Origin of the sequence: Clostridium omnivorum (assembly GCF_026012015.1) — a bacterium.
Classification (GTDB): Bacteria; Bacillota; Clostridia; order Clostridiales; family Clostridiaceae; genus Clostridium_AX; species Clostridium_AX omnivorum.
Genome location: NZ_BRXR01000001.1, coordinates 2,466,776 through 2,486,712 on the forward strand (window position 1 = coordinate 2,466,776; position 19,937 = coordinate 2,486,712).

At 31.5% G+C, this 19,937-nt stretch carries 16 protein-coding genes; 9 read left to right on the top strand and 7 right to left on the bottom strand.

Annotated features, from left to right (window positions below; translation table 11 throughout):
- Positions 1–59 precede the first annotated feature (59 nt).
- The 3 genes from bsdE14_RS11810 to bsdE14_RS11820 all read right to left on the bottom strand — a co-directional run bounded on the left by bsdE14_RS11810 (position 60) and on the right by bsdE14_RS11820 (position 2,259).
- On the bottom strand, positions 60–932 hold the full coding sequence (locus tag bsdE14_RS11810; protein ID WP_264850138.1) for a hydrogenase small subunit: 873 nt from the start codon (positions 930–932) through the stop codon (positions 60–62).
- A gap of 12 nt (positions 933–944) precedes the next feature.
- Positions 945–1,376, bottom strand: coding sequence for a cytochrome b5 domain-containing protein (locus bsdE14_RS11815; protein WP_264850139.1), 432 nt, complete (start codon positions 1,374–1,376; stop codon positions 945–947).
- Between the two features lie 163 nt (positions 1,377–1,539).
- The gene (locus bsdE14_RS11820; protein WP_264850140.1) at positions 1,540–2,259 is read right to left on the bottom strand and encodes an HAD family hydrolase; all 720 of its coding nucleotides are present in this window, start codon (positions 2,257–2,259) and stop codon (positions 1,540–1,542) included.
- A gap of 159 nt (positions 2,260–2,418) precedes the next feature.
- Here bsdE14_RS11820 and bsdE14_RS11825 point away from each other — a divergent pair, with 159 nt between their 5' ends.
- Positions 2,419–2,730, top strand: coding sequence for a hypothetical protein (locus bsdE14_RS11825; RefSeq protein WP_264850141.1), 312 nt, complete (start codon positions 2,419–2,421; stop codon positions 2,728–2,730).
- Between the two features lie 84 nt (positions 2,731–2,814).
- Here bsdE14_RS11825 and infC read toward each other — a convergent pair whose 3' ends face one another.
- Positions 2,815–3,327, bottom strand: a complete 513-nt coding sequence (gene infC / locus bsdE14_RS11830; RefSeq protein ID WP_264852260.1) for a translation initiation factor IF-3 — start codon at positions 3,325–3,327, stop codon at positions 2,815–2,817.
- A 391-nt stretch (positions 3,328–3,718) separates the two neighbouring features.
- Here infC and bsdE14_RS11835 point away from each other — a divergent pair, with 391 nt between their 5' ends.
- Entirely contained in the window at positions 3,719–6,364 is a 2,646-nt protein-coding gene (locus tag bsdE14_RS11835) for a sensor histidine kinase (protein ID WP_264850142.1), read from the top strand.
- Between the two features lie 119 nt (positions 6,365–6,483).
- On the opposite strand, the gene bsdE14_RS11840 is transcribed toward bsdE14_RS11835, so the two are convergent.
- Complete coding sequence (locus tag bsdE14_RS11840) at positions 6,484–6,879, bottom strand: PPC domain-containing DNA-binding protein (RefSeq protein ID WP_264850143.1); 396 nt, start codon at positions 6,877–6,879, stop codon at positions 6,484–6,486.
- 142 nt (positions 6,880–7,021) lie between these two features.
- On the opposite strand from bsdE14_RS11840, the gene bsdE14_RS11845 reads away from it, so the two are divergent.
- Positions 7,022–7,546 carry a hypothetical protein gene (locus bsdE14_RS11845; RefSeq protein ID WP_264850144.1) on the top strand — a complete coding sequence of 175 codons (525 nt, stop codon included), beginning with the start codon at positions 7,022–7,024 and terminating at the stop codon, positions 7,544–7,546.
- Positions 7,547–7,635: 89 nt separating this feature from the next.
- On the opposite strand, the gene bsdE14_RS11850 is transcribed toward bsdE14_RS11845, so the two are convergent.
- Positions 7,636–9,519, bottom strand: a complete 1,884-nt coding sequence (locus bsdE14_RS11850; protein ID WP_264850145.1) for a M48 family metalloprotease — start codon at positions 9,517–9,519, stop codon at positions 7,636–7,638.
- Between the two features lie 321 nt (positions 9,520–9,840).
- Between bsdE14_RS11850 and bsdE14_RS11855 the strand changes: the two genes are divergently transcribed.
- Positions 9,841–10,257, top strand: coding sequence for a YbjN domain-containing protein (locus tag bsdE14_RS11855; RefSeq protein WP_264850146.1), 417 nt, complete (start codon positions 9,841–9,843; stop codon positions 10,255–10,257).
- A gap of 199 nt (positions 10,258–10,456) precedes the next feature.
- Here the strand turns inward: bsdE14_RS11855 and bsdE14_RS11860 are convergent, their stop codons facing one another.
- Complete coding sequence (locus tag bsdE14_RS11860) at positions 10,457–11,137, bottom strand: YesL family protein (protein ID WP_264850147.1); 681 nt, start codon at positions 11,135–11,137, stop codon at positions 10,457–10,459.
- 228 nt (positions 11,138–11,365) lie between these two features.
- Here bsdE14_RS11860 and bsdE14_RS11865 point away from each other — a divergent pair, with 228 nt between their 5' ends.
- The 5 genes from bsdE14_RS11865 (at position 11,366) to bsdE14_RS11885 (ending at position 19,931) form a co-directional block, all read left to right on the top strand.
- On the top strand, positions 11,366–13,144 hold the full coding sequence (locus bsdE14_RS11865) for a sensor histidine kinase (RefSeq protein ID WP_264850148.1): 1,779 nt from the start codon (positions 11,366–11,368) through the stop codon (positions 13,142–13,144).
- 93 nt (positions 13,145–13,237) lie between these two features.
- On the top strand, positions 13,238–14,794 hold the full coding sequence (locus bsdE14_RS11870; protein WP_264850149.1) for a response regulator transcription factor: 1,557 nt from the start codon (positions 13,238–13,240) through the stop codon (positions 14,792–14,794).
- 98 nt (positions 14,795–14,892) lie between these two features.
- The gene (locus bsdE14_RS11875; protein WP_264850150.1) at positions 14,893–15,822 is read left to right on the top strand and encodes an ABC transporter permease; all 930 of its coding nucleotides are present in this window, start codon (positions 14,893–14,895) and stop codon (positions 15,820–15,822) included.
- A 20-nt stretch (positions 15,823–15,842) separates the two neighbouring features.
- Positions 15,843–16,778, top strand: a complete 936-nt coding sequence (locus bsdE14_RS11880; protein ID WP_264850152.1) for a carbohydrate ABC transporter permease — start codon at positions 15,843–15,845, stop codon at positions 16,776–16,778.
- Between the two features lie 24 nt (positions 16,779–16,802).
- Positions 16,803–19,931 carry an alpha-mannosidase gene (locus bsdE14_RS11885; RefSeq protein ID WP_264850153.1) on the top strand — a complete coding sequence of 1,043 codons (3,129 nt, stop codon included), beginning with the start codon at positions 16,803–16,805 and terminating at the stop codon, positions 19,929–19,931.
- The last annotated feature ends 6 nt before the right edge of the window (positions 19,932–19,937 follow it).

Consider the following 19,937-nt stretch of genomic DNA (forward strand, 5'->3'; position numbering starts at 1 on the left):
TTTCACCGGAGCACTAGTGCTCAGCTTTTAATTTAATGAGCAGGTGTTCCTTTTACATATTAAAATCTAACAAAGGGTTCCATTCCATCCGGGAAGTATGGCTGAGCACAGCCTATGCATGGGGTGTTATCACCCACAGGCCAATTCACATAGCCATTCCATTTTCGCCTAGGACAATCTGTTTTTGTAACCGGACCTCTGCAGCCTAGCTTAAACATGCAGCCTTCTTCTCCTAGTTTTTTTGCAAAGATTTTTTTGTCAAAAAAGCCTCTTCTAGTGCAGTTATCGTGTATTGTAAACTCATAAAACATTAGTGGACGATTATCCTCATCTAATTCAGGCAAGCCAAAGGCAGCTAGATGTGCCAAAGTGCCCACAACCCAATCTGGATGACTAGGACAACCTGGAACTTTTATTACAGCTTTGTTTAAAACTTCAGCAACACTTTTACATTGAGAAGGATTTGGCCTTGCAGCAGATATGCCGCCATAGGAAGCACAGGTGCCAGCTGCCACAATATACTTTGCTTTTTCTCCAGCCATTTTTACTGCTTCTAGTGCTGTAATAGGCTTTCCTCTATAGTTTGCAACAATATTGTAAAGGCCATTTTCAGCTGTGGAAATTGCTCCATCCACTATTAAAATAAACTCTGTATTTAGAGTATTCATAAATTGTTCAAAGGCATAGTCTCCTTCAGCGCTCATCATTGTGTTATTATATTTTAAGTCTATTATTTGAGTAAGTGTATAAGATAGGTTAGGATTTTCTCCATTTAGAAAGGATATAATATTTCCTGAACAGCCTGTGGCTTCTAGCCAGATTGCATTGATTCTTTTTACTCTTCCTTCTTTTATGAGCCGCATTGCTTCTTCAGTGAGTATCTTGGCAGTGGTATTTTTTTCATTAATTAAAGGACAGCTATTATCTATCATAGAAAGGCCTCCTTATTTCAGTATTCCTACTTTTGGAAGCTTAGATAGTACGACTTCTTGTTTATGGCAGTTATTAAATTGTTCTGTTAAATCTTTGCCTGCAAGTAGGCCAAAGTGGCTTGCACCCCCCCAGGTTGCTTCGTTACTAACATCGTAGACGATTCCGTTAACTGCTGCATAGGCTGGCTTTCCTTGAGTTCCATCAAATTCAGACAACTCCTTAATAGTAAATGCCTTTGTTTCTCTATTCATTTCTGCTTTTATTGTATCTTCTACAATATCGTTTAGTTCATCAATACAATATAAAACACAATCAATTTCGTGAAGCAGTGCCCTTTCAAGAAGCTGTCTCTTTGCAGGGCAGGAGGTATAAAGTAATTCCATTTCATATCCATTTATTCTTTTGCGGCATTCTTTAAGAAATTTTGTTTTATTGTTTTTCATGCATATCTCCTTATAAATAGTTTTCTACTATTTATATGCATTAAATTGGAGATGCAGAATTGCCAAGTGATCCTAGATAAACTCAATCTGATTCCAAGAACTCTGTTTACAGGAAAGAAAAAGACAGATTGCTCTGTCTTTATAGAAAATATATTTTTTAAGACTACTTTATACTTGGCAGCTCCTCAGCAAATTTATAAAAATCCACATAGCTGCCAATATAATCTGCTGGTATTTCATCATCTGTTCTATGAAGAATGTAATCTTTAATAAGAAAGGTTTTAATGCCAAGCTTTCCAGCTATTAAGTCCTCCTGCACATCATTTCCAACCATCATGCACTCTTCAGGACTTTTGTTAATATCCTTCAGCACTTCTTCATAGTACTGGATTTGAGGTTTACAATAATGATTTTTTTCATAATGAGTTATATAAGAAAAGTCTTCAATATCAAAGCCTGCCCATCTAATTCTATGATGAATAGCTTTTAAAGGAAACAATGGATTTGTTGCTACCACAAGTTTGTAGCCTTTTTTTTGAAGCAGAGCAACACTTTTTTGTATATATGGATTTTCAAACACTGCGCTTTTAGCTTCTAAAAAACGAGTATCATAAAATTTATCAAATTTTTCCTTATATATGTTTAAATCCCCATGAATTCTCTTTGCAAAATCGCTCATAAAAACTTCTTCGTTAGTCTTGTGATCTAGATTTTTTACCATAGTCTCTGTTGATGCCCAGATAGATTTACCTAAAGTTTTAGGATCAATTAAATCCTTAAAATAAATTCCTAATTGTTCAAAGTATATCTTCGTGAAGTTATCCATATCCATTGGCAGTAGAGTACCATCAAGGTCAAATAGTATAGTATTTAAGTTTATCATTTAGTCTTCCTCCATATGTAAAATTCATAAAACAATTCTATCACATTAGTACGCATTTTTAGTTAATATGAAGAAAAATTTACAAGGTTTTAAAATAAATTTTTAAAATAATCACCAAAATTCATAAGTTTCATATTATGAATAAAAGGGGGGATAACCATGTTTATTATGCTGGATTTAAGTAGTGGGAGAAAAAGATTATTTGAGGAAATAGATTCAATATTGCTGCAGTCAAAATTAAGTGGCAAAAGCAGCATTAAAACCTGCGATATAGCTATTGTAGCTGCAGTAGTTTTCTTTAGTGCTGAGCCTGCTAATGCGGCAACTTTGGAGTTATACCGTAAAACCTTTGCTGAAGGATTTATAGAGTTTGGGGAAGCTTTAGTTCTTCCATTTGCAGAAGGTTTTATAAACAGGGATTCTTTGAAAAGAGGAATAAAATATTTAAAATGGAAGAGTACTTATAAATAGGTAAGAAGCAAGAGTGAATAGTGAAAAAGAAGGAATTTTTGCCTTTAAGGCAAAAATTCCTTCTTTACTTATTAGTACTCGTCCCTATTGTTGTTTTTTAGGAGCCAAAATCATAAACATGTTGTTACCTTCAAGTTTAGGAGCTCTTTCAATAGTTGCAATATCGCCTAATTTAGCTAAGAACACTTCAAACACTTTAGCACCCATATTGGTGTAGTTATTTTGTCTTCCTCTAAACCTTATAGAGACTTTAACTTTATCTTCATTCGCTAAAAACTTTTTAGCGTTGTTAGCCTTTATCTCTATATCATGTTCTTCAATAGTAGAACTTAACCTCACTTCTTTGATGTTAACAACCTTTTGATTTTTCTTACTTTCTTTTGCCTTCTTAGACTGTTCAAATAGGTGTTTATTGTAGTCCATTATTCGGCATACTGGAGGATTAGCATTTGGGGAAATCATAACCAAATCTAAATCCTGTTCCTCAGCCATTTTTAAGGCTTCCTTAGTACTGATAATTTTGCTTTCTTCTTCACTTACCAGTCTAATTTCTTTTTCTCTGATCTCTTCATTAATGTTAAAATCTTTACTAATAATATAGCACCTCCCAAGTTTTAAGAAGAAATTTATCTTCTATATTTATATTATACCAAAAAAACACTGTTTTATCTAATGCTAAGTTTTTTTGTTTAAATATCTATTTTATATTAGGTAAAAACTAAGAGTTTTTGAAAAAATTCAACAAAGCTGAATTTTAATAACAACTATTACCTCTTAGTTCTTACTTATTACCTATTTATATACCTTAAATATATGTAAAAATGGCAAGGTTATATTAGATGTATGTATATGAATTCAAAAATATGGCGCATTATGGAATTTTATGTACTAATCTGTATAATTATTTTTCTTTAAAATATTGGAAAATGTCATTAAAATGGAATAGGAGTATTTTTTCAGCCTTAAACGAAAGAGGGGAAGGACATAAATGCAATCAAGTTCAATTGTATTTTTAATTAAGGTATTTTTAACTATTATTATTTTTATCTCATTTTTATACATAGGGACAAACTATTGTTTTGATAGAAAGAAATTCTCAGGTTTATGGACAATAGGGTTAGGGCTTTTTAGTGTGAATTATATTTTATTAACTATTGGCTTCTATGGATACGAGTTTAAAGTACTTCATTTTTTGCAAATGGCTGCATATATGTATGGAAGCTTTTTCATTGTTTATGGAAGTATTCAGCTTTTGGATGTTGAACATAAAAAGACTATGAAGATATCGGCTGTAATTGGTACGGTTATTTTAGTATTATATGTAATTGGCATTGTTAATGTTAAAGTTATATTTTTAGGCTACTTTAGTATGCTATTTTATATTAACTCCTTTGCAGCCTTTAGCTTTTTTAAGGCTCAAAAATCTCCAGCCTATAGTAGAAAGTTCATTGCAGCAATTTTTTTTGCAATGGCTATTATTGATATTAGTAATTATGTGTCTTATATATTTAATAATGCGTTTTTGCTTGATCTTTATGCTAAAGCAATTATTTTAATTATTGCATATCAATATTCTACTTATATTTATATCAGAAGTAAAATAAATTTGGCATATGAAAAGGAAGTGTGCTTTGAGGAAAACTTCAATAATTCAAGTATGGGTATGTGTCTAGTTGATATCAATGGAAGGATAATACATACAAATAGTGCTTTACGTAAAATGTTGGGATATACAGAGAGTGAACTGTTAAGTAAAACATATGTAGATATTACATATCCTGATGATGCTAAAAATAAGTCAATAAGAGAATGTAACAAAATAGATACAATAGGAAGGTCTTTTCAGTTAGAAAGGAGGTATGTACATAAAAATGGAAATATAGTATGGGTTATACTTACTGTATCCATTATAAGAGACAAGCAAGGTAATAAGTTATACTATATTGCTCAGGCTCAAGATATAACCAATTATAAAACTGTTTATAATGAACTTGAAATAAGCAATGAAAAATATGAAACACTGCTTGACTGCTATGACAGCGCCATTGTAGTACTTGATAAGCAATTTAGGTATGTAGTAGCAAATCAATATTATGTAAATAAGATAAATGAATACACTGAAGAAAAATATACTACTGCTAGTATTCTGGGGAAGAGTCTTGAGGAAGTTTATAAAGATAAAGATGAAAACGAATGCTTCAAGGCTTATGAATATACAATGAAAACTAAGAAGCAAATAGAGACTACATTATGCTATAAGACGCCTAAAGGTGAGAGTAGATGGTATGAATTTAATATAAGTCCATATGAAGAAGGAATATTAATTATCATAAAAGATGTTACTGATAAGGTAAAAAATCAAAAAAACGTGGAAGAGAAGGAAGTAAAGTACAAAAGCCTTGTGGAGCAGTCTTTAGATGGAATAGTGCTAGCAAATAAGGATGGTTACATAATAGAATTCAATCGCGAAATGGAGAGAATTTCAGGGATAAGCAAGGAAGAGGCTGTTAATATGCATATAGTGGACATGCATATTAAATTAAGTAATGGAAAAGCTTATCAAGGAATGGATGTGGAAGGTGTTAAGAAAAGCTTTGAAAAAGAGCACATAGATAGTAAAACCTCAAATAAGAGTAGAACATACTATGCGCAAATAACAAATAAGGATGGAGATATTGTTAATGTTGAAGAGTTTTATTATCCTATAATAACTGAAAGTGCTAAAATGGTCTGCTTTACCTTTAGAGATATTACAGAGCTAAAAAAGCTTGAAAAGATAAAAGAAAAGTTAGAGGAAAATGAAAGGCTTACAAAAGAAACAATAGAACTGGATAGGCTTAGATCAGAGTTTTTTGCTAATTTATCTCATGAATTTAGAACTCCACTGAACATAATATTAAGCGCTAACAAAATGATCCAAAATTTAATGGAGAATTATTCGGCAGAAATGGATTATATGGAGGAACACCAGAAGGTGCGCAAATATCTAAATTCATCAAAGCAGAACTGTTATAGACTGCTTAGGCTTATAAATAATATTATTGATATTACTAAAATGGATGCAGGTTTCTTTCACTCAAATTTGAAGTGTTGGAATATAGTTAATGTAGTAGAAGAAATCACGCAATCCATCGCTGACTATGCAAAAAATAAAGGGATACATATTATTTTTGATACGGATATAGAAGAAAAAAATACAATTTGTGATGCAGATGCTATCGAAAGAATAATCTTAAATCTGCTTTCAAATGCAATAAAGTTTACTGGGGAAGGTGGAAATATTAATGTAGTCTTAAAGGACATGAATGATTATATAGAGATTTTAGTGGAAGACAGCGGCATAGGGATACCAGAGGAACAGCTTCCATTAATATTCAATAGATTCAAACAGGTGGATAAATCTCTTGCTAGAAGACATGAGGGAAGCGGTATAGGACTTTCCTTAGTTAAGTCCTTAGTGGAAATGCATGAAGGTAGTATAGATGTGTTTAGTAAAATAGGTGAAGGTACTAAATTTATAGTAAAGCTTCCAACAAAGAGCTGCTGCTATATCGATGAAGTTGCAGCAGCAAAAGAGCTCTATGATAGTAAAGTTGAAAAGGTAAATATTGAGTTTTCGGATATTTATTTTTAAGGCATTAAAGCTTTAAGTAATAATAAATAATTAATAAAAAGCTTCAGAAAATATATAGTTTTTAAATGAAAATCCTATGACAAATAAAATCATAGGACTTTTAATTTTATTAACTTTAGTTACATAGCTACTATATCAAGCTCTTTAAAGCCAGTTTCAGGGCTGAACTCTCTATTAAAGGCTATGCCTTCAATGTGGCCAATTACAATTTCAGCAGTGGTATATATTATACATTCATCAAGAAGATGACCGCCAAAGGCCCTTCCTTCAGAATCTCCTAAAGATATGTGAAGGTGAACAGCATCCAATCCTAGAGTGCCTACAAGAGATAAAATTTCAAACTTTTCATCATAGTCTCTAATTATATTCTCATTGGCAAGCCTTAATTTTGCGTGTCTTAAGCTTCCTACGCAAGTAATTAATACACCTGCACTAACATTATTTTCAATTACAAATTTAGAAATTTCTTTTTTTAGATCCATTCCGGGCAGTAGTCTAAAGGCGTAGTACTTCATACATATTCCTCCTTTAAATAATAATCTATTTTCATTATATAACATATTAATAAGCATATATTTAAAATTTTAATTTATCATGTAACATTTTATTTTTATAATTCATATAAGTGAACTAACATTAATTTTTGGAGTGAAAAGGTTGAACATAGATAATGATTATTTTCAACATCTAGAGAGTTTAGAGGATAAGGAAATAAGGAAGAAGTATAAATTTTTAGGAGAAGGAATCAGCAGAAGGGTTTATGACCTTAATAATGGACTTGTACTAAAACTAGCTAAGGATAGGGAAGGACACTATCAAAATAGGATTGAAAACTATGTATATACTACAGCTAGTGAAGAGCAGAAAAAATATCTATGTCCTATACTATATTACTCACCTAGAATAGTTATAATGAAAAAGGCAAAGCCACTAACCGATACAATTAATAGTAAAACTCTAGACTTAAAAACTGTGAGAAATGAAGATAGAGCTGAAGATGAAATAAATGCTTTAGCAGAGGAATTTTACTTATACTATGATGACGTGATAGCAGTAAACTCCTGGGGTAATTTAGATGGTGTTAATGTGCTTATAGACTATGGCTGTACCAGCGAGACAGGGGATCTTTACTATCACATGCTTTTTTGGCTTTATGAGGTAAATAAATCAGAAAGAAATTAAAAGATTAGGAGCATACTTGGATTTGTATTTACACAAAGCTAAGTATGCTCCCAACTTTATGGGATATATGAATGTAATGCTTTTAAAGCTTACAATATTCTAGCTCCTTCCATGCTGTCCAAATTATATTCGATATCGATATTTTTTCTTGTTAGTGGAATAATCTTAAAATTCCAAGGAAGTATTTCAACAGTGTGTATTGCATTAAGTATATCAGTTTGGATAGATTTAATCTTTTTCATACTACAGAATTTACTATATTTGATTCCAATTATGTACAGAGGAAAGTCTTTTGATAAATTTAATTTTTTTATAGAAATATATGCCTTCTTTATTTCCTTGTGCTTTTCTAGTTCAGCTTTTATCTTGTCTAATGTTCTGGAAGATAAATCATGAAGCATAAATTCATCACTTCTATATAGATTGCTTCTTTCATCCACTACTTCTTCGTTAGTTTTCATAAACTTTACTGCGTATTCATAATAGTTAATTGCTTCAGTTCTATTGTTATTGTATAAATAATAATTATATAGATGAAAGCAGCATTGAGGGATAATCTGTATATCTTCCTCCATAAGGGTTTTAAAGATAGCCACTCCTTCATCATCACCGGTTTGAAGTAGGATTCGAGCTATGTGGAATCTAGCTCCAATACTTTGCTTGTCCGCGTTTTCTGCTTCCTTGAATACTTTAAGCGCGGCATCTAAGCCTTCAAGTTCCTCAACTATAAAACCTTTATCAATCCACTGCTTACTATCTAATCCTGTTTCTTTTTCTGTGGCATCCAGTTTTTCTAGTGAACCATTCAATTCATTTATGTATTTATAATACCCTTCCCAACGTTCCTTGGAAAGCTCTGACCATTTGGCACTCATATTGTTTAATATATTATCTGCTTCATTTTTAAACAAAGTTCTTATTGCACTCTCATAAGTATCTTTAAAAATTGATATTAAATCTCCATTAAATCTTCCGTCAAGTGCAGGTAATGAAGCACCTAAGGCTTCTGCCCTTTCCAAAATAGAAGGGTGAGTACTTCCTGGTAAAGAGTGGCGATTTTTTATTTCTTCTAAAAAGCTTTTATAGACTTCTTCAGAAATTTCTAGATTTCCTTTCATGGCTCTTTCCATCATTATGAAGATATTATCAGGAACTTTTTCTTCCTTTTTATTTAATTCTGTTATGTAGTTCCAAAAGTATCTGCTAAAAATACCATCATAAAAGGACATTTTTATTAATGAATTTATAAGGTTTTGCTTGCTTACAACCTTAGAAGAGATAATATCAGCTTCTAGCTCGTGGTTTTTACTTAGCTGGAAATATAGATTGTTTAATATAATCAGATATCTTTTTGTTAATCTGCCCATAAGAGAAGTGTGTTTTCCCTTGTTTTTTAACTTATCTAAGTGCTTTTTCAATCCATCTATTTTCCATGCAATTCTCTCCGCACTTCTACTGTGGAGCTTACTTAGGTGTCCGCACTCATGAGCTATAACACCTTTGAGTTCTTTTTCGTTTAATAAAAGCAATAGGGGAACACCTATTACTAGATATCTCTTTCTCCATTTTGAAATATAAAATCGTGACCCTTCTTTTATATATGCATTATTACTGTAATCTAGAGCAATTATATGTATTTTAGGACATTTGCACATAGTTCTTATATCATTAATTGTTTCATAAAGCTGAGGGAAATCATTTTTGTTTATAACAAACATATCTGCTTTATCATCTTTTCTAAAGAATATGGAAAACAGTATTTTTGACAGCATATAAAATATAATTATTAAGGGAACTTCAAATAGCGATAGAGTTATTATTGTTACTGCGAGGCCATCTCCACCCTCAAAGCCTAGAGTTAGAAATGCGATTATAAAAATAAACACAAGTAAATACAGCAATAACATTCCTAACGTTAATAATGAATCTAATGTACCTATAACTTTTTCCTTGAATTTAATGCTTTTTTTCATACTACTCAACCCGCCTGTCAGTATAATTTATAATTTCATCAGCTTAAGAATAATGTTATATTTATATAAATTTTAGCATGAAATGACAACTTTGAAAATATTATTTAAATTAATTAAAAAATAAATTGAAAAGATAAAATGTAACAAATTCATAGAAAGAATAAAATAAAATGTAGAAAAAAAGTATTAGCTTTTTTTATAAGCATTATGTTATTACAAAATCTCTAAATTTTTTTGAATTATAAAGGAATTTATAGAAAGATATCGAATTATAAACTCAAATAAATATCAACCTACTATATTTGACAATAAGGAGAGATTATGATGAGAAATGCCGAACTTTTCAAAGGATATTTAGACAAAAATAATTTATATGCTGATACTTGGTCTGAAGGAGAGAAAACATTTTTTCAATTTCAGCAAAAATTAAAGTCAGGACCTGCAGGAAGACTACTTGTGATTTTTGGAGGAGACACTTTAGTTAGTGTTTATGCATTAGATTACGTTTCTCTATCTAATACTGCCCGCAAGGACTATATGTATAGAGTTTTAAATGATTTAAATATGAAATATACATATCATAAATTTTTACTAGATCAAGATAACAACATTATGACATCAAGCTTTATTCCATTTTCAAATAACTTTTCAGAGGAAGTTGTTATGGAATTATTATTTGGTTCTCTAAACGTTATGGAAGAGGAATATGCCACACTTATGAAAGCAATGTGGTCCTAATCGTAAATATAGATAAAACTTAATTTATTAGTAGAAATTATAAAGGCTAAGTTGAATGATATTTCAACTTAGCCTTTATTTGTTATATCTAAAATAGCGCAACCTTACGGATGAAAACCCATGCGCTAATTGATATTGACTAGAGCATGGGTTTTCACCATTGGAGAAAATTGTATAAAAATAGCTGCAAGGTTATTGATTAACTATTGCTTGCACTTTTGAGTTCTAATTCCTTATGCAAATCTTTTTGTAAAAACATCAAAAGGTAACAGGTTATACTTGATATAAAAAGAACTGCATAAGAAGGTTTAGCATCTATTAAAATCATTGCAAAAACGAGAATTATAATATTACCTATAGTTATAGGAAATTTATAAATACTTATAGTTAATGAAGCTTTTATTAGTTCTAAAAGACTAATATGAAATTTGGCTATTAGAGGATAGGCATATAAACCTAACACTGAGATAAGAGCAATAGATATATAGAAAAATGGCATCAACAGATATCCAAAGGCACTGAATTTGAAAAATTGTATATTTAAATGAAGAATTGTAAGCAGTAATAGCTGTAAAGTCCATAACAATAAAGATTGCTTGAAGTTAGTTTTATAGCTAGTAAAAAAGCATTTAGTAATAGATAGATCCTTTTCCTTTACTAGTTTTCCCATTGCATATAACAGTGCAGTAACTGCTGGGCCAAAGGGCAGAGACACTAATAAGAATAATGGCAAGGCAGCTTCTACATTTTTTATGCCTATAAATATGAAAAAAATGCATAGTGGTAAGTTACATATTAGAAAATAAAGATTTCCAATAAAGAACCACATTACATAATTACATATATTCATAAAAACATCTATTCCAGAATTATTTTTCATAATCATTCCTCACCTAAACACCTTAATTTAATACAATTCTAATCTATTATTATTTTTGTTACTACATAGGTTAAGAGATTTCTAGAAATAATACATGAAATATAGAAAAAGTCCACTACTATGAAAAACTACAATATTATAATTTAGAATAAGGAGGTACTTAAATTTGTCCGTTTATAACACTATGATATAATTAATTCACTTAACATGAAAAGGATGGGGGTAAGGATGAAGTTCTTTAGCAATAAAGTTTTTAGAAGAGTTTTTTTATTTTACTCAGCTGTAATCATAGTAGCTATGTCTATACTTTCAATTTTCATTTCTAATAATGTAAAAAAGACAATAACAAGCAATCAAATATATTTTAATAGGAAAATTATTGATGATACCGATGAATATTTCAAGGAGCAGTATGAGAGCTCTAAATTACTCATGAACAGTCTTTATTCAAAACCTCTGGAAATTAGAGATACTGTGAGATTTTTAAGCAGCGATTACCAAGACTATATAAAAAACAGATTGGATAATTATTATAACTATGAAGGATATGTTTATGGGGGTATAAATTCCTACGTTAAAAGCTGTTTCAATTTTAATAGCAATATTGAAAACGTTATTTTTTATAGCTTCTCAAATGATAGGCTGGCTATTTTTGATGAGAATGGCGGTGTAAAGTATATTTATGATATCAGTAAAAAGATTTCAGTGGATGAAAATCAGGAGAAAAACGAAAAGGCATTAGTAAGTTTATTAGAATCAAAGGATGATAAAAATCAAAAACATTTTTACTATACGTTTAGTCAAATAAAGAATCCTGATAAGCTGGATACAGTTGGTACAATGATTATACAGCATAAGCTAGATAGATTAAATTATATATTTAAAAGCTATGAAAAATCTAAAAGCAATGTAATTGTTATAAATAAAAATGGCCAGGTTATTTATGATTCATCTGGAAAATACAACAATACAGCCTATCCTTATAATGATATGCTTAAGACTACTGATAAGCCAGTAATGCTTGATAAATTGAGTTATTTAGATATGGCAACCAGTAGTTTGGATGTTATTGTGCTGGGCATATTGCCAGTGGATGATGTAATGGATGGAAATGCCTTTATTATCAATACAAGCTATATAGTAGCTTTGTTATTAATTATAATAGCGGAGATAATAGTTTTCCTCAAAATAGAGTCTCTCTCAAAAAGGGTTAATAATATAATAATTGCTATGAAGGAGGTTCAAAAAGGAAATTTTAAGGTAAAGATAAGTACGGGTAATGAAGATGATGAGTTTTCTATGATTTCAGAAAGCTTTAATGATATGTGTGAAAAGTTAGATAATTATGTAAACAGGGTATACCTTTCTGAAATTAAGCAAAAGAATGCGGAAATGATGGCTTTACAAAGTCAGATAAATCCTCATTTTTTATATAATTCTTTAGAGTCTATAAGAATGAAGGCAATAAGCAATGGGGATAAGGAAAGTGGGAAAATGCTCTATAATCTTGCTGTACTCTATCGTAACATGGTTAAAGGAAAGACATATATACCTATAAAGCAGGAACTATACCACTGCAAGCTCTATCTAGAACTATTTAAATTTAGGTATCTTGATAAGTTTGATTATTTTATAGAGGTCCCTGAAGAACTAGAGGATAAGGAAATAATTAAATTTTCTCTTCAACCTATAATTGAGAACTTTATTATTCATGGAATAGATATGGACAGGGAGGACAACTATATTTTAATTACTGTAGAGCAGCAGAATGAGGATATAATACTTCATATTGAAGACAACGGCACCGGAATCAGTGAGGAGAAGATTCAGGAACTTAATACTAGAATGGAGAACTTAGAACATAGTGATTCCATTGGCTTATTAAATGTCCATGAAAGAATAAGATATGCTTACGGAGATAAATATGGATTGTTAGTTGAAGGTCGTAATAAAGGGGGTACCATTATCAGCATAACAATTCCAATTAAAGAGATACAAGAGATATAAAAGGTGTCTAACCATTAGCAATTCTTGAGTTCATATGAGGGGAAAAGGATTAATAATCCTTTAGTGCATGGGATGATTATAAGGAGGGTTAAAATGTATAAGGTAATGCTTGTTGATGATGAAGCTTTAATATTAAATGGACTGAAAGCTTTGATAGAATGGGAAGAGTTAGGGCTTAGCATTGAATATACCGCCTTAAATGGAGAAGAAGCTTTACAAAAGTTTAAGGAAAATCCAGTTGAAATAATTGTAACGGATATAACTATGCCTAAAATGAATGGATTAGAGCTAATAAAGAAAATAAAAGAAATTAATAGCAGTACAAAATTTATTATACTTAGCGGTTATGATGAATTTAGTTACGCAAAACAAGCTATAGCTTTAGGAATTGAAAATTACATTTTAAAACCTATAAATGAGGAAGAGTTGGAGGCTACCTTAGAAAATATAATCAATAAGCTTAAGGTTAGCACGGAAGTACCAGTTTTAGAGGGGAAAAAGCTAGAGATACTTAGAGAAAATATATTGTATAGATGGGTGATAAATAGCATAAGTATAAACGAACTTGAGGAAAGAGATTTTATTTTGGGACTTTCACTTAATTTAAATTTCTACACTGCTGCTGTTTTAAAGCTTTATAATGAAATGCTTCAGCCAGGGGATATTTATAGTGTATATAGCTATATAAAATCTGAGACTGAAGAGTGGAAAAGTTGTACTGTTTTTAGAGATTTGCATAATAATATTATTTTTCTTAAAGGGGGCAGTTTGGAGGAGTGTAATTACCTTAAGGAACAAATGGAAGCGCTTGTTGATAAGCTAATGAGAGAAAAACAGATTAATTCATTTGTTACAGTTGGAAGTACTGAGAGAGGAAGCAAAAATGTAAGTATAAGCTATGATTCTGCAGCTATTCTTCAAGATTATGTATTAATTTATGGATATAACAAGGTAGTAACTTACAGTGAATACAATAAAAAGTATCAATCTGATAATGCAAAGGTAGATATAGAAGAATTCAACAAGCTGGTGTTAAGTAAGGACATTAATGCTATAGAAGTTTATATAGATAATATCTTTAATACCATCTGCAGCTATGAAAATGTTACTCCTGACTTTATTCAAAATACTGCAATAAGAATGCTTAATGTATTAAATAGAATAAATAGGGAATTGAAGCTTTCAGATGAAAATGGAGAAGAGGATTTGAAAAAACTTATATTATATATATTTAATTCAAGGTCTACTGATGAGATAAAAAATAAAATAATAGAAAAAAGTATAGAACTCATATCAAAAATGCAGATAACTTCTAATAAGCTCAGTCCTATAATTCAACAGGTGGTTTCTTACGTAAAAAATAATTATAGTGAGGAAATCTCTCTTAAAACTTTAGGCTTTAAATACAATATTAACCCGTCCTATTTAGGTCAGATATTTAATAAGGAAGTGGGCGAGCCTTTCTCTGAGTTTTTAAATAGAATAAGAAATGAAAAAGCTAAGGATCTACTATTGAACACCAATATGAAGATTAATGATATAGCTGATGAAATAGGGTATATTGATGCCAGCTATTTCTACAGGAAATTTAAGGAACACTTTGGAGTATCACCAAACACAATGAGGAGTAGTAAAAATTACCAACTATAATTTGTACATTAAAACTAAATTTTCTCAACTATAATCTAATATTCCACCATGCTATATTATTCTTAAAGGTAACGTTTTCGGAATGAGGAGGATGGGGAATGGCTAAGTTTATAAAGAAATTTAAAGCCAATAGAGAACTTTTATTATTGGCAGCACCAGGAGCTATATGGTTTTTAATTTTTGCCTATATACCTATGTTTGGCGTAATTATAGCTTTTAAAAATTTTAGAGTAACAGGAAGTGGTTTTATTAAAAGTCTTATTGACAGTGAATGGGTAGGACTTAGAAACTTTCAATTTTTGTTTAAATCCGCAGATGCATGGATAATTACAAGGAATACAGTGCTGTACAATCTGGTTTTTATAATACTAGGAATAGTAATACCAGTTTGTATGGCAATTATGCTCAATGAGCTTTTGAATAAAAAAATGGCTAAGTTTTATCAAAGTGCGATGTTCTTGCCTTACTTTTTATCTTGGGTTGTAGTAAGCTACTGTTTATTTGCATTTTTAAGTGTAGATAAGGGATATATAAACCACCTGCTTAGTTTATTTGGACACAAGGGAATAGATTGGTATACGGAAACTAAATATTGGCCTTGGATAATTATATTAATGAGCCAATGGAAGGGTATAGGATATGGAACGGTAGTTTATCTTGCGTCTATAGCAGGTATAGACAAGACCTATTATGAAGCAGCAATGATAGACGGAGCCACTAAGTGGCAGCAAATTAAATTTATAACAATTCCACTACTAAGACCAGTTATAACAATACTTTTCATATTATCAGTAGGAAAGATATTTAATGCAGACTTTGGACTTTTCTATCAGCTCCCAAAGAATTCAGGACCTCTATACCCTGTAACTAATGTTATAGATACTTATGTTTATAGAGGATTAATATCCCTTGGGGAAATAGGAATGAGTTCAGCAGCAGCTCTTTATCAATCTGTTGTAGGGTTTATATTAATTATGCTTTCAAACTATATAGTTAAGAAAATAGATAATGAAAATTCATTATTCTAGGCTGAGAGGTGAAAATAGTAATGTTTAAAAAGAAAGATAAAGTTGATTTTAGTGATAATAACAAATTTATAAGCATATCAAAAAATACCAATGTAGTAATGAATATAATACTAACTATTTTTGCACTGCTTAGTGTAATACCATTTATATTTGTTGCCATAATATCCTTTACCAGCGAAAAAGCTTTAAAGCTGAATGGCTATAGTTTTTTTCCTAAAGAGTTTAGCCTTGCAGCATATGATTATGTAATAAACTCTAGCTCACAGCTGTTAAAGTCCTATGGAGTAACTATAATGATAACAGTTCTTGGAACTATTATAGGACTATTCTTTATTTCTACATACGCTTTTGCAATATCTAGGAGAAGCTTTGCATATAGAGGATTCTTTACCATGGTAGCTTTTATACCAATGCTATTTAGTGGTGGTTTAGTTTCAACCTACCTTGTTATGACAAAGTTTTTACACCTTAAAAATACTATTTGGGCACTTATACTGCCTATGTGTATGAATTCCTGGTATATCATTGTACTGAGAACTTTCTTTAAAACCTCGGTACCGGATGCAGTTATTGAATCAGCAAAGATAGATGGAGCAAGTGAAATGAGACTATTTTTCCAAATAGTACTTCCAATCTCATTGCCAGGTATGGCAACTATAGCTCTATTCTTAACGCTAGGATATTGGAATGATTGGTTTAATGCCATGTTATATATAGATCAGGCATCTTTAACACCGCTTCAATACATGCTTATGAGAATAGAAAACAGTATGGAATTCTTATCACAAAACGCTACTAAGCTTGGAATGGCTCAGATTGAAGCCTCAGCGAAATTACCAAAGGAAACTGCAAAGATGGCTATGGTAGTTTTGTCCACAGCACCAATAATTTTTGCTTATCCATTTTTCCAAAAGTATTTTGTTCAGGGACTTACTATTGGAGCAGTAAAAGAATAAATTTATTTTAAAGGAGAATAACTTATGTATTACGCATTAGAAAGAGTTCAAAAGATATGCAGTGAGTTAAAAAATTATGTATACACAAATAGAATATCTATAAATGATTATAAAATGCTTGAAGGTAACTACCTTGGTATGGAAGGCATAAAAAAAGCTGAAGGACAGTGGAAGGAATTTCATACAGGAGACCTTTGGGGAGGAAGAGACTATCACTGCTGGTTAAAAAGCCAGGTAACTGTACCTGAAGAATTTGCAGGAAAGGTTATAGCATTAAGCTTTAAAACCTTTGATGAAGGCTGGGATGCAATAAACCCTCAGTTTATCCTCTATGTAAATGGAGAGCATATTCAAGGAATAGATATAAACCACAGAGAAGTTATAATTTCTGACTATGCAGAAGCAGGTAAAACCTACGAAATAGATCTGCATGCTTACAGTGGAATGGTAGCAGACAGAAAGTGTACACTCTATGGGGAACTTGTTACAATAGACAAACCTTTAAGAGAACTTTTCTTTAATCTTCAAGTGCCAGTATGGGTATGTGAAAAGCTAGATAAAGAAGACAAGAGAAGGATAGATATGCTTTCAGTTTTAAATGAGGCTATAAATCTTCTTGATTTAAGAAAGCCATTCTCAAAAGAGTTCCATGCAAGTATAGATGAAGCAAACAATTTTATGAGAACAGAATTCTATGAAAAATTATGCGGACATAATGACACTATAGCTACTTGTGTTGGACATACTCACATAGATGTTGCTTGGCACTGGACAGTAGCTCAAACACGAGAAAAGGTAGCAAGGAGCTTTTCCACAGTACTTAAGCTTATGGAGGAGTATCCTGAATATATATTTATGTCCAGTCAGCCTCAGCTATATAAATTCCTAAAGGAAGATCATCCTCATGTTTATGAAAAAGTTAAGGAAAAGGTTAAAGAGGGAGTTTGGGAACCAGAAGGAGCTATGTGGCTTGAAGCAGACTGTAATGTAACCTCTGGGGAATCCTTAATTCGGCAAATACTATTTGGAAAGAGATTTTTTAAGGACGAATTTGGAGTGGACAGTGAAATACTTTGGCTTCCAGACGTATTTGGATACAGTGCAGCACTTCCACAGATATTAAAAAAGTCAGATGTAAACTACTTTATGACTACAAAGATAGCTTGGAATCAATTTAATAAAGTGCCTTATGATACCTTTATGTGGAAGGGAATAGATGGTACGGAAGTATTAACTCATTTTATAACAACTAAAGGTCCATATCAGGAACCAGAATCACACTTTACAACCTATAATGGAGAAATACATCCAGGGGCTATTATAGGGGCTTGGGATAGATATCAGCAAAAGGAAATAAACAATGATGTACTAGTTTCCTATGGCTTTGGTGATGGCGGCGGTGGTGCTACCTATGAAATGCTTGAAGTAGCTAAGAGATTAAATAAAGGTATACTAGGATGTCCAAAGGTGGAAATGGGCACATCAAGGGATTACTTTAAAAAGCTTGAAAAGAAGGTAAAGGGAAATAAGAGACTTCCAAAGTGGTCAGGAGAATTATATCTTGAGTATCATAGAGGAACTTATACCTCCATGGCTAGAAATAAGAGAGACAATAGAATAAGTGAAAATTTATATACAACAGCTGAAAAGATGAACTCCTTTGCAATGCTTTTAGGCAAGAACTATCCACAAGAGAGTTTAAACAAGGGATGGGAAAACATACTTCTAAATCAGTTCCATGATATACTTCCAGGGTCTTCAATAAAGGAAGTTTATGAGGTTACTAAGGAAGAATATAAAGAAATAATAGGCAATGGAAATAAGGCTCTAAAGGAAGCAGTAGATGCAATAGCTTCAAAGGTAAATGTAAAATCAAAATCAGTGATGGTATTTAACTCATTATCCTTTAACAGAAATGACATTGCTGAATTTGAGATTCCAGAGGGAATAACGAACCCAGCTCTTATAGATGAAGTTGGAAGGAAAGTAATCTGCCAGAGAACAGAAGGAAAGAAGGCTATATTCTTTGCAGAAAATGTTCCTGCTAATGGTTACAAGTCTTATATGATTACTGATGCTTCAAAAGCAGCATCGGAAGTTTTAATTAGCAATGAAGCAGCAGAAAATAAATATATAAGACTAGAGTTTGATAATAAAGGACAAATTAAATCCTTCTATGATAAGGTAAACAATAGAGAATTATTAAAGAATGGTGAGCTAGGTAATGTGCTTCAAGCTTTTGAAGACAAGCCTATGAATTTTGATAACTGGGATATAGATATATACTATGATGAAAAGCTTTGGAAGGTAGATGATGTTCAAAGCGTTGAAGTTATAGAAAAGGGACCAGTAAGATCAACTCTTAAGCTTACAAGAAAGTTTTCTGATTCAACTATAATCCAAAGGGTTTGTATATATAATGATATGTCCAGAGTAGACTTTAAAACTTATGTAGATTGGAAAGAGCATCAAGTGCTTTTAAAGGCAGCCTTCCCAATAGACATAAATACAAATAAAGCTACCTATGAAATACAATATGGAAATGTAGAAAGACCTACTCACCAGAATACTTCTTGGGATACAGCAAGATTTGAAGTATGCGGTCAAAAGTGGGCAGACCTTTCTGAGGGAGACTTTGGTGTGAGCCTTCTAAATGACAGCAAATATGGACATGACATTAAAGAAGGAGTTATGAGATTAACTCTTATAAAGAGCGGCATAGAACCAAATCCTACTACAGATCAAGAGGAGCATAACTTCACCTATTCTCTATATCCTCACAGCGGAGACTGGAGACAAGGAAATACCGTACAAATGGCTTATAACCTAAATGTACCTCTATATACAAAGGTAGAAGAAGAACATGCTGGAGAACTTCCTGCTGAAGCTTCCTTTGCTAAGATTAATTCAGATAATGCAATAATTGAGGTTATAAAGAAGGCTGAAGACAGTGGGGATTTAGTAATAAGACTTTATGAATGCTACAACAAGAGAAGCAATGTAACTATAGAATTATTAAAGAATATAGAAGAGGCAGTAGAATGCAATCTTATGGAAAAGGACATGGAGCCTGTAAACTTTGAAGGCAATAAGCTTAGCTTCGAGCTTAAGCCATACGAGATAAAGAGCTTTAAGGTTAAGCTAAAGGCTTAATTTAAC

Coding starts and splice junctions, on each gene's coding strand:
- bsdE14_RS11810 (WP_264850138.1), bottom strand. CDS start 932: ATGATAGATAATAGCTGTCCTTTAATTAATGAAAAAAATACCACTGCC.
- bsdE14_RS11815 (WP_264850139.1), bottom strand. CDS start 1,376: ATGAAAAACAATAAAACAAAATTTCTTAAAGAATGCCGCAAAAGAATA.
- bsdE14_RS11820 (WP_264850140.1), bottom strand. CDS start 2,259: ATGATAAACTTAAATACTATACTATTTGACCTTGATGGTACTCTACTG.
- bsdE14_RS11825 (WP_264850141.1), top strand. CDS start 2,419: ATGTTTATTATGCTGGATTTAAGTAGTGGGAGAAAAAGATTATTTGAG.
- bsdE14_RS11835 (WP_264850142.1), top strand. CDS start 3,719: ATGCAATCAAGTTCAATTGTATTTTTAATTAAGGTATTTTTAACTATT.
- bsdE14_RS11840 (WP_264850143.1), bottom strand. CDS start 6,879: ATGAAGTACTACGCCTTTAGACTACTGCCCGGAATGGATCTAAAAAAA.
- bsdE14_RS11850 (WP_264850145.1), bottom strand. CDS start 9,519: ATGAAAAAAAGCATTAAATTCAAGGAAAAAGTTATAGGTACATTAGAT.
- bsdE14_RS11855 (WP_264850146.1), top strand. CDS start 9,841: ATGATGAGAAATGCCGAACTTTTCAAAGGATATTTAGACAAAAATAAT.
- bsdE14_RS11860 (WP_264850147.1), bottom strand. CDS start 11,137: ATGAAAAATAATTCTGGAATAGATGTTTTTATGAATATATGTAATTAT.
- bsdE14_RS11865 (WP_264850148.1), top strand. CDS start 11,366: ATGAAGTTCTTTAGCAATAAAGTTTTTAGAAGAGTTTTTTTATTTTAC.
- bsdE14_RS11870 (WP_264850149.1), top strand. CDS start 13,238: ATGTATAAGGTAATGCTTGTTGATGATGAAGCTTTAATATTAAATGGA.
- bsdE14_RS11875 (WP_264850150.1), top strand. CDS start 14,893: ATGGCTAAGTTTATAAAGAAATTTAAAGCCAATAGAGAACTTTTATTA.
- bsdE14_RS11880 (WP_264850152.1), top strand. CDS start 15,843: ATGTTTAAAAAGAAAGATAAAGTTGATTTTAGTGATAATAACAAATTT.
- bsdE14_RS11885 (WP_264850153.1), top strand. CDS start 16,803: ATGTATTACGCATTAGAAAGAGTTCAAAAGATATGCAGTGAGTTAAAA.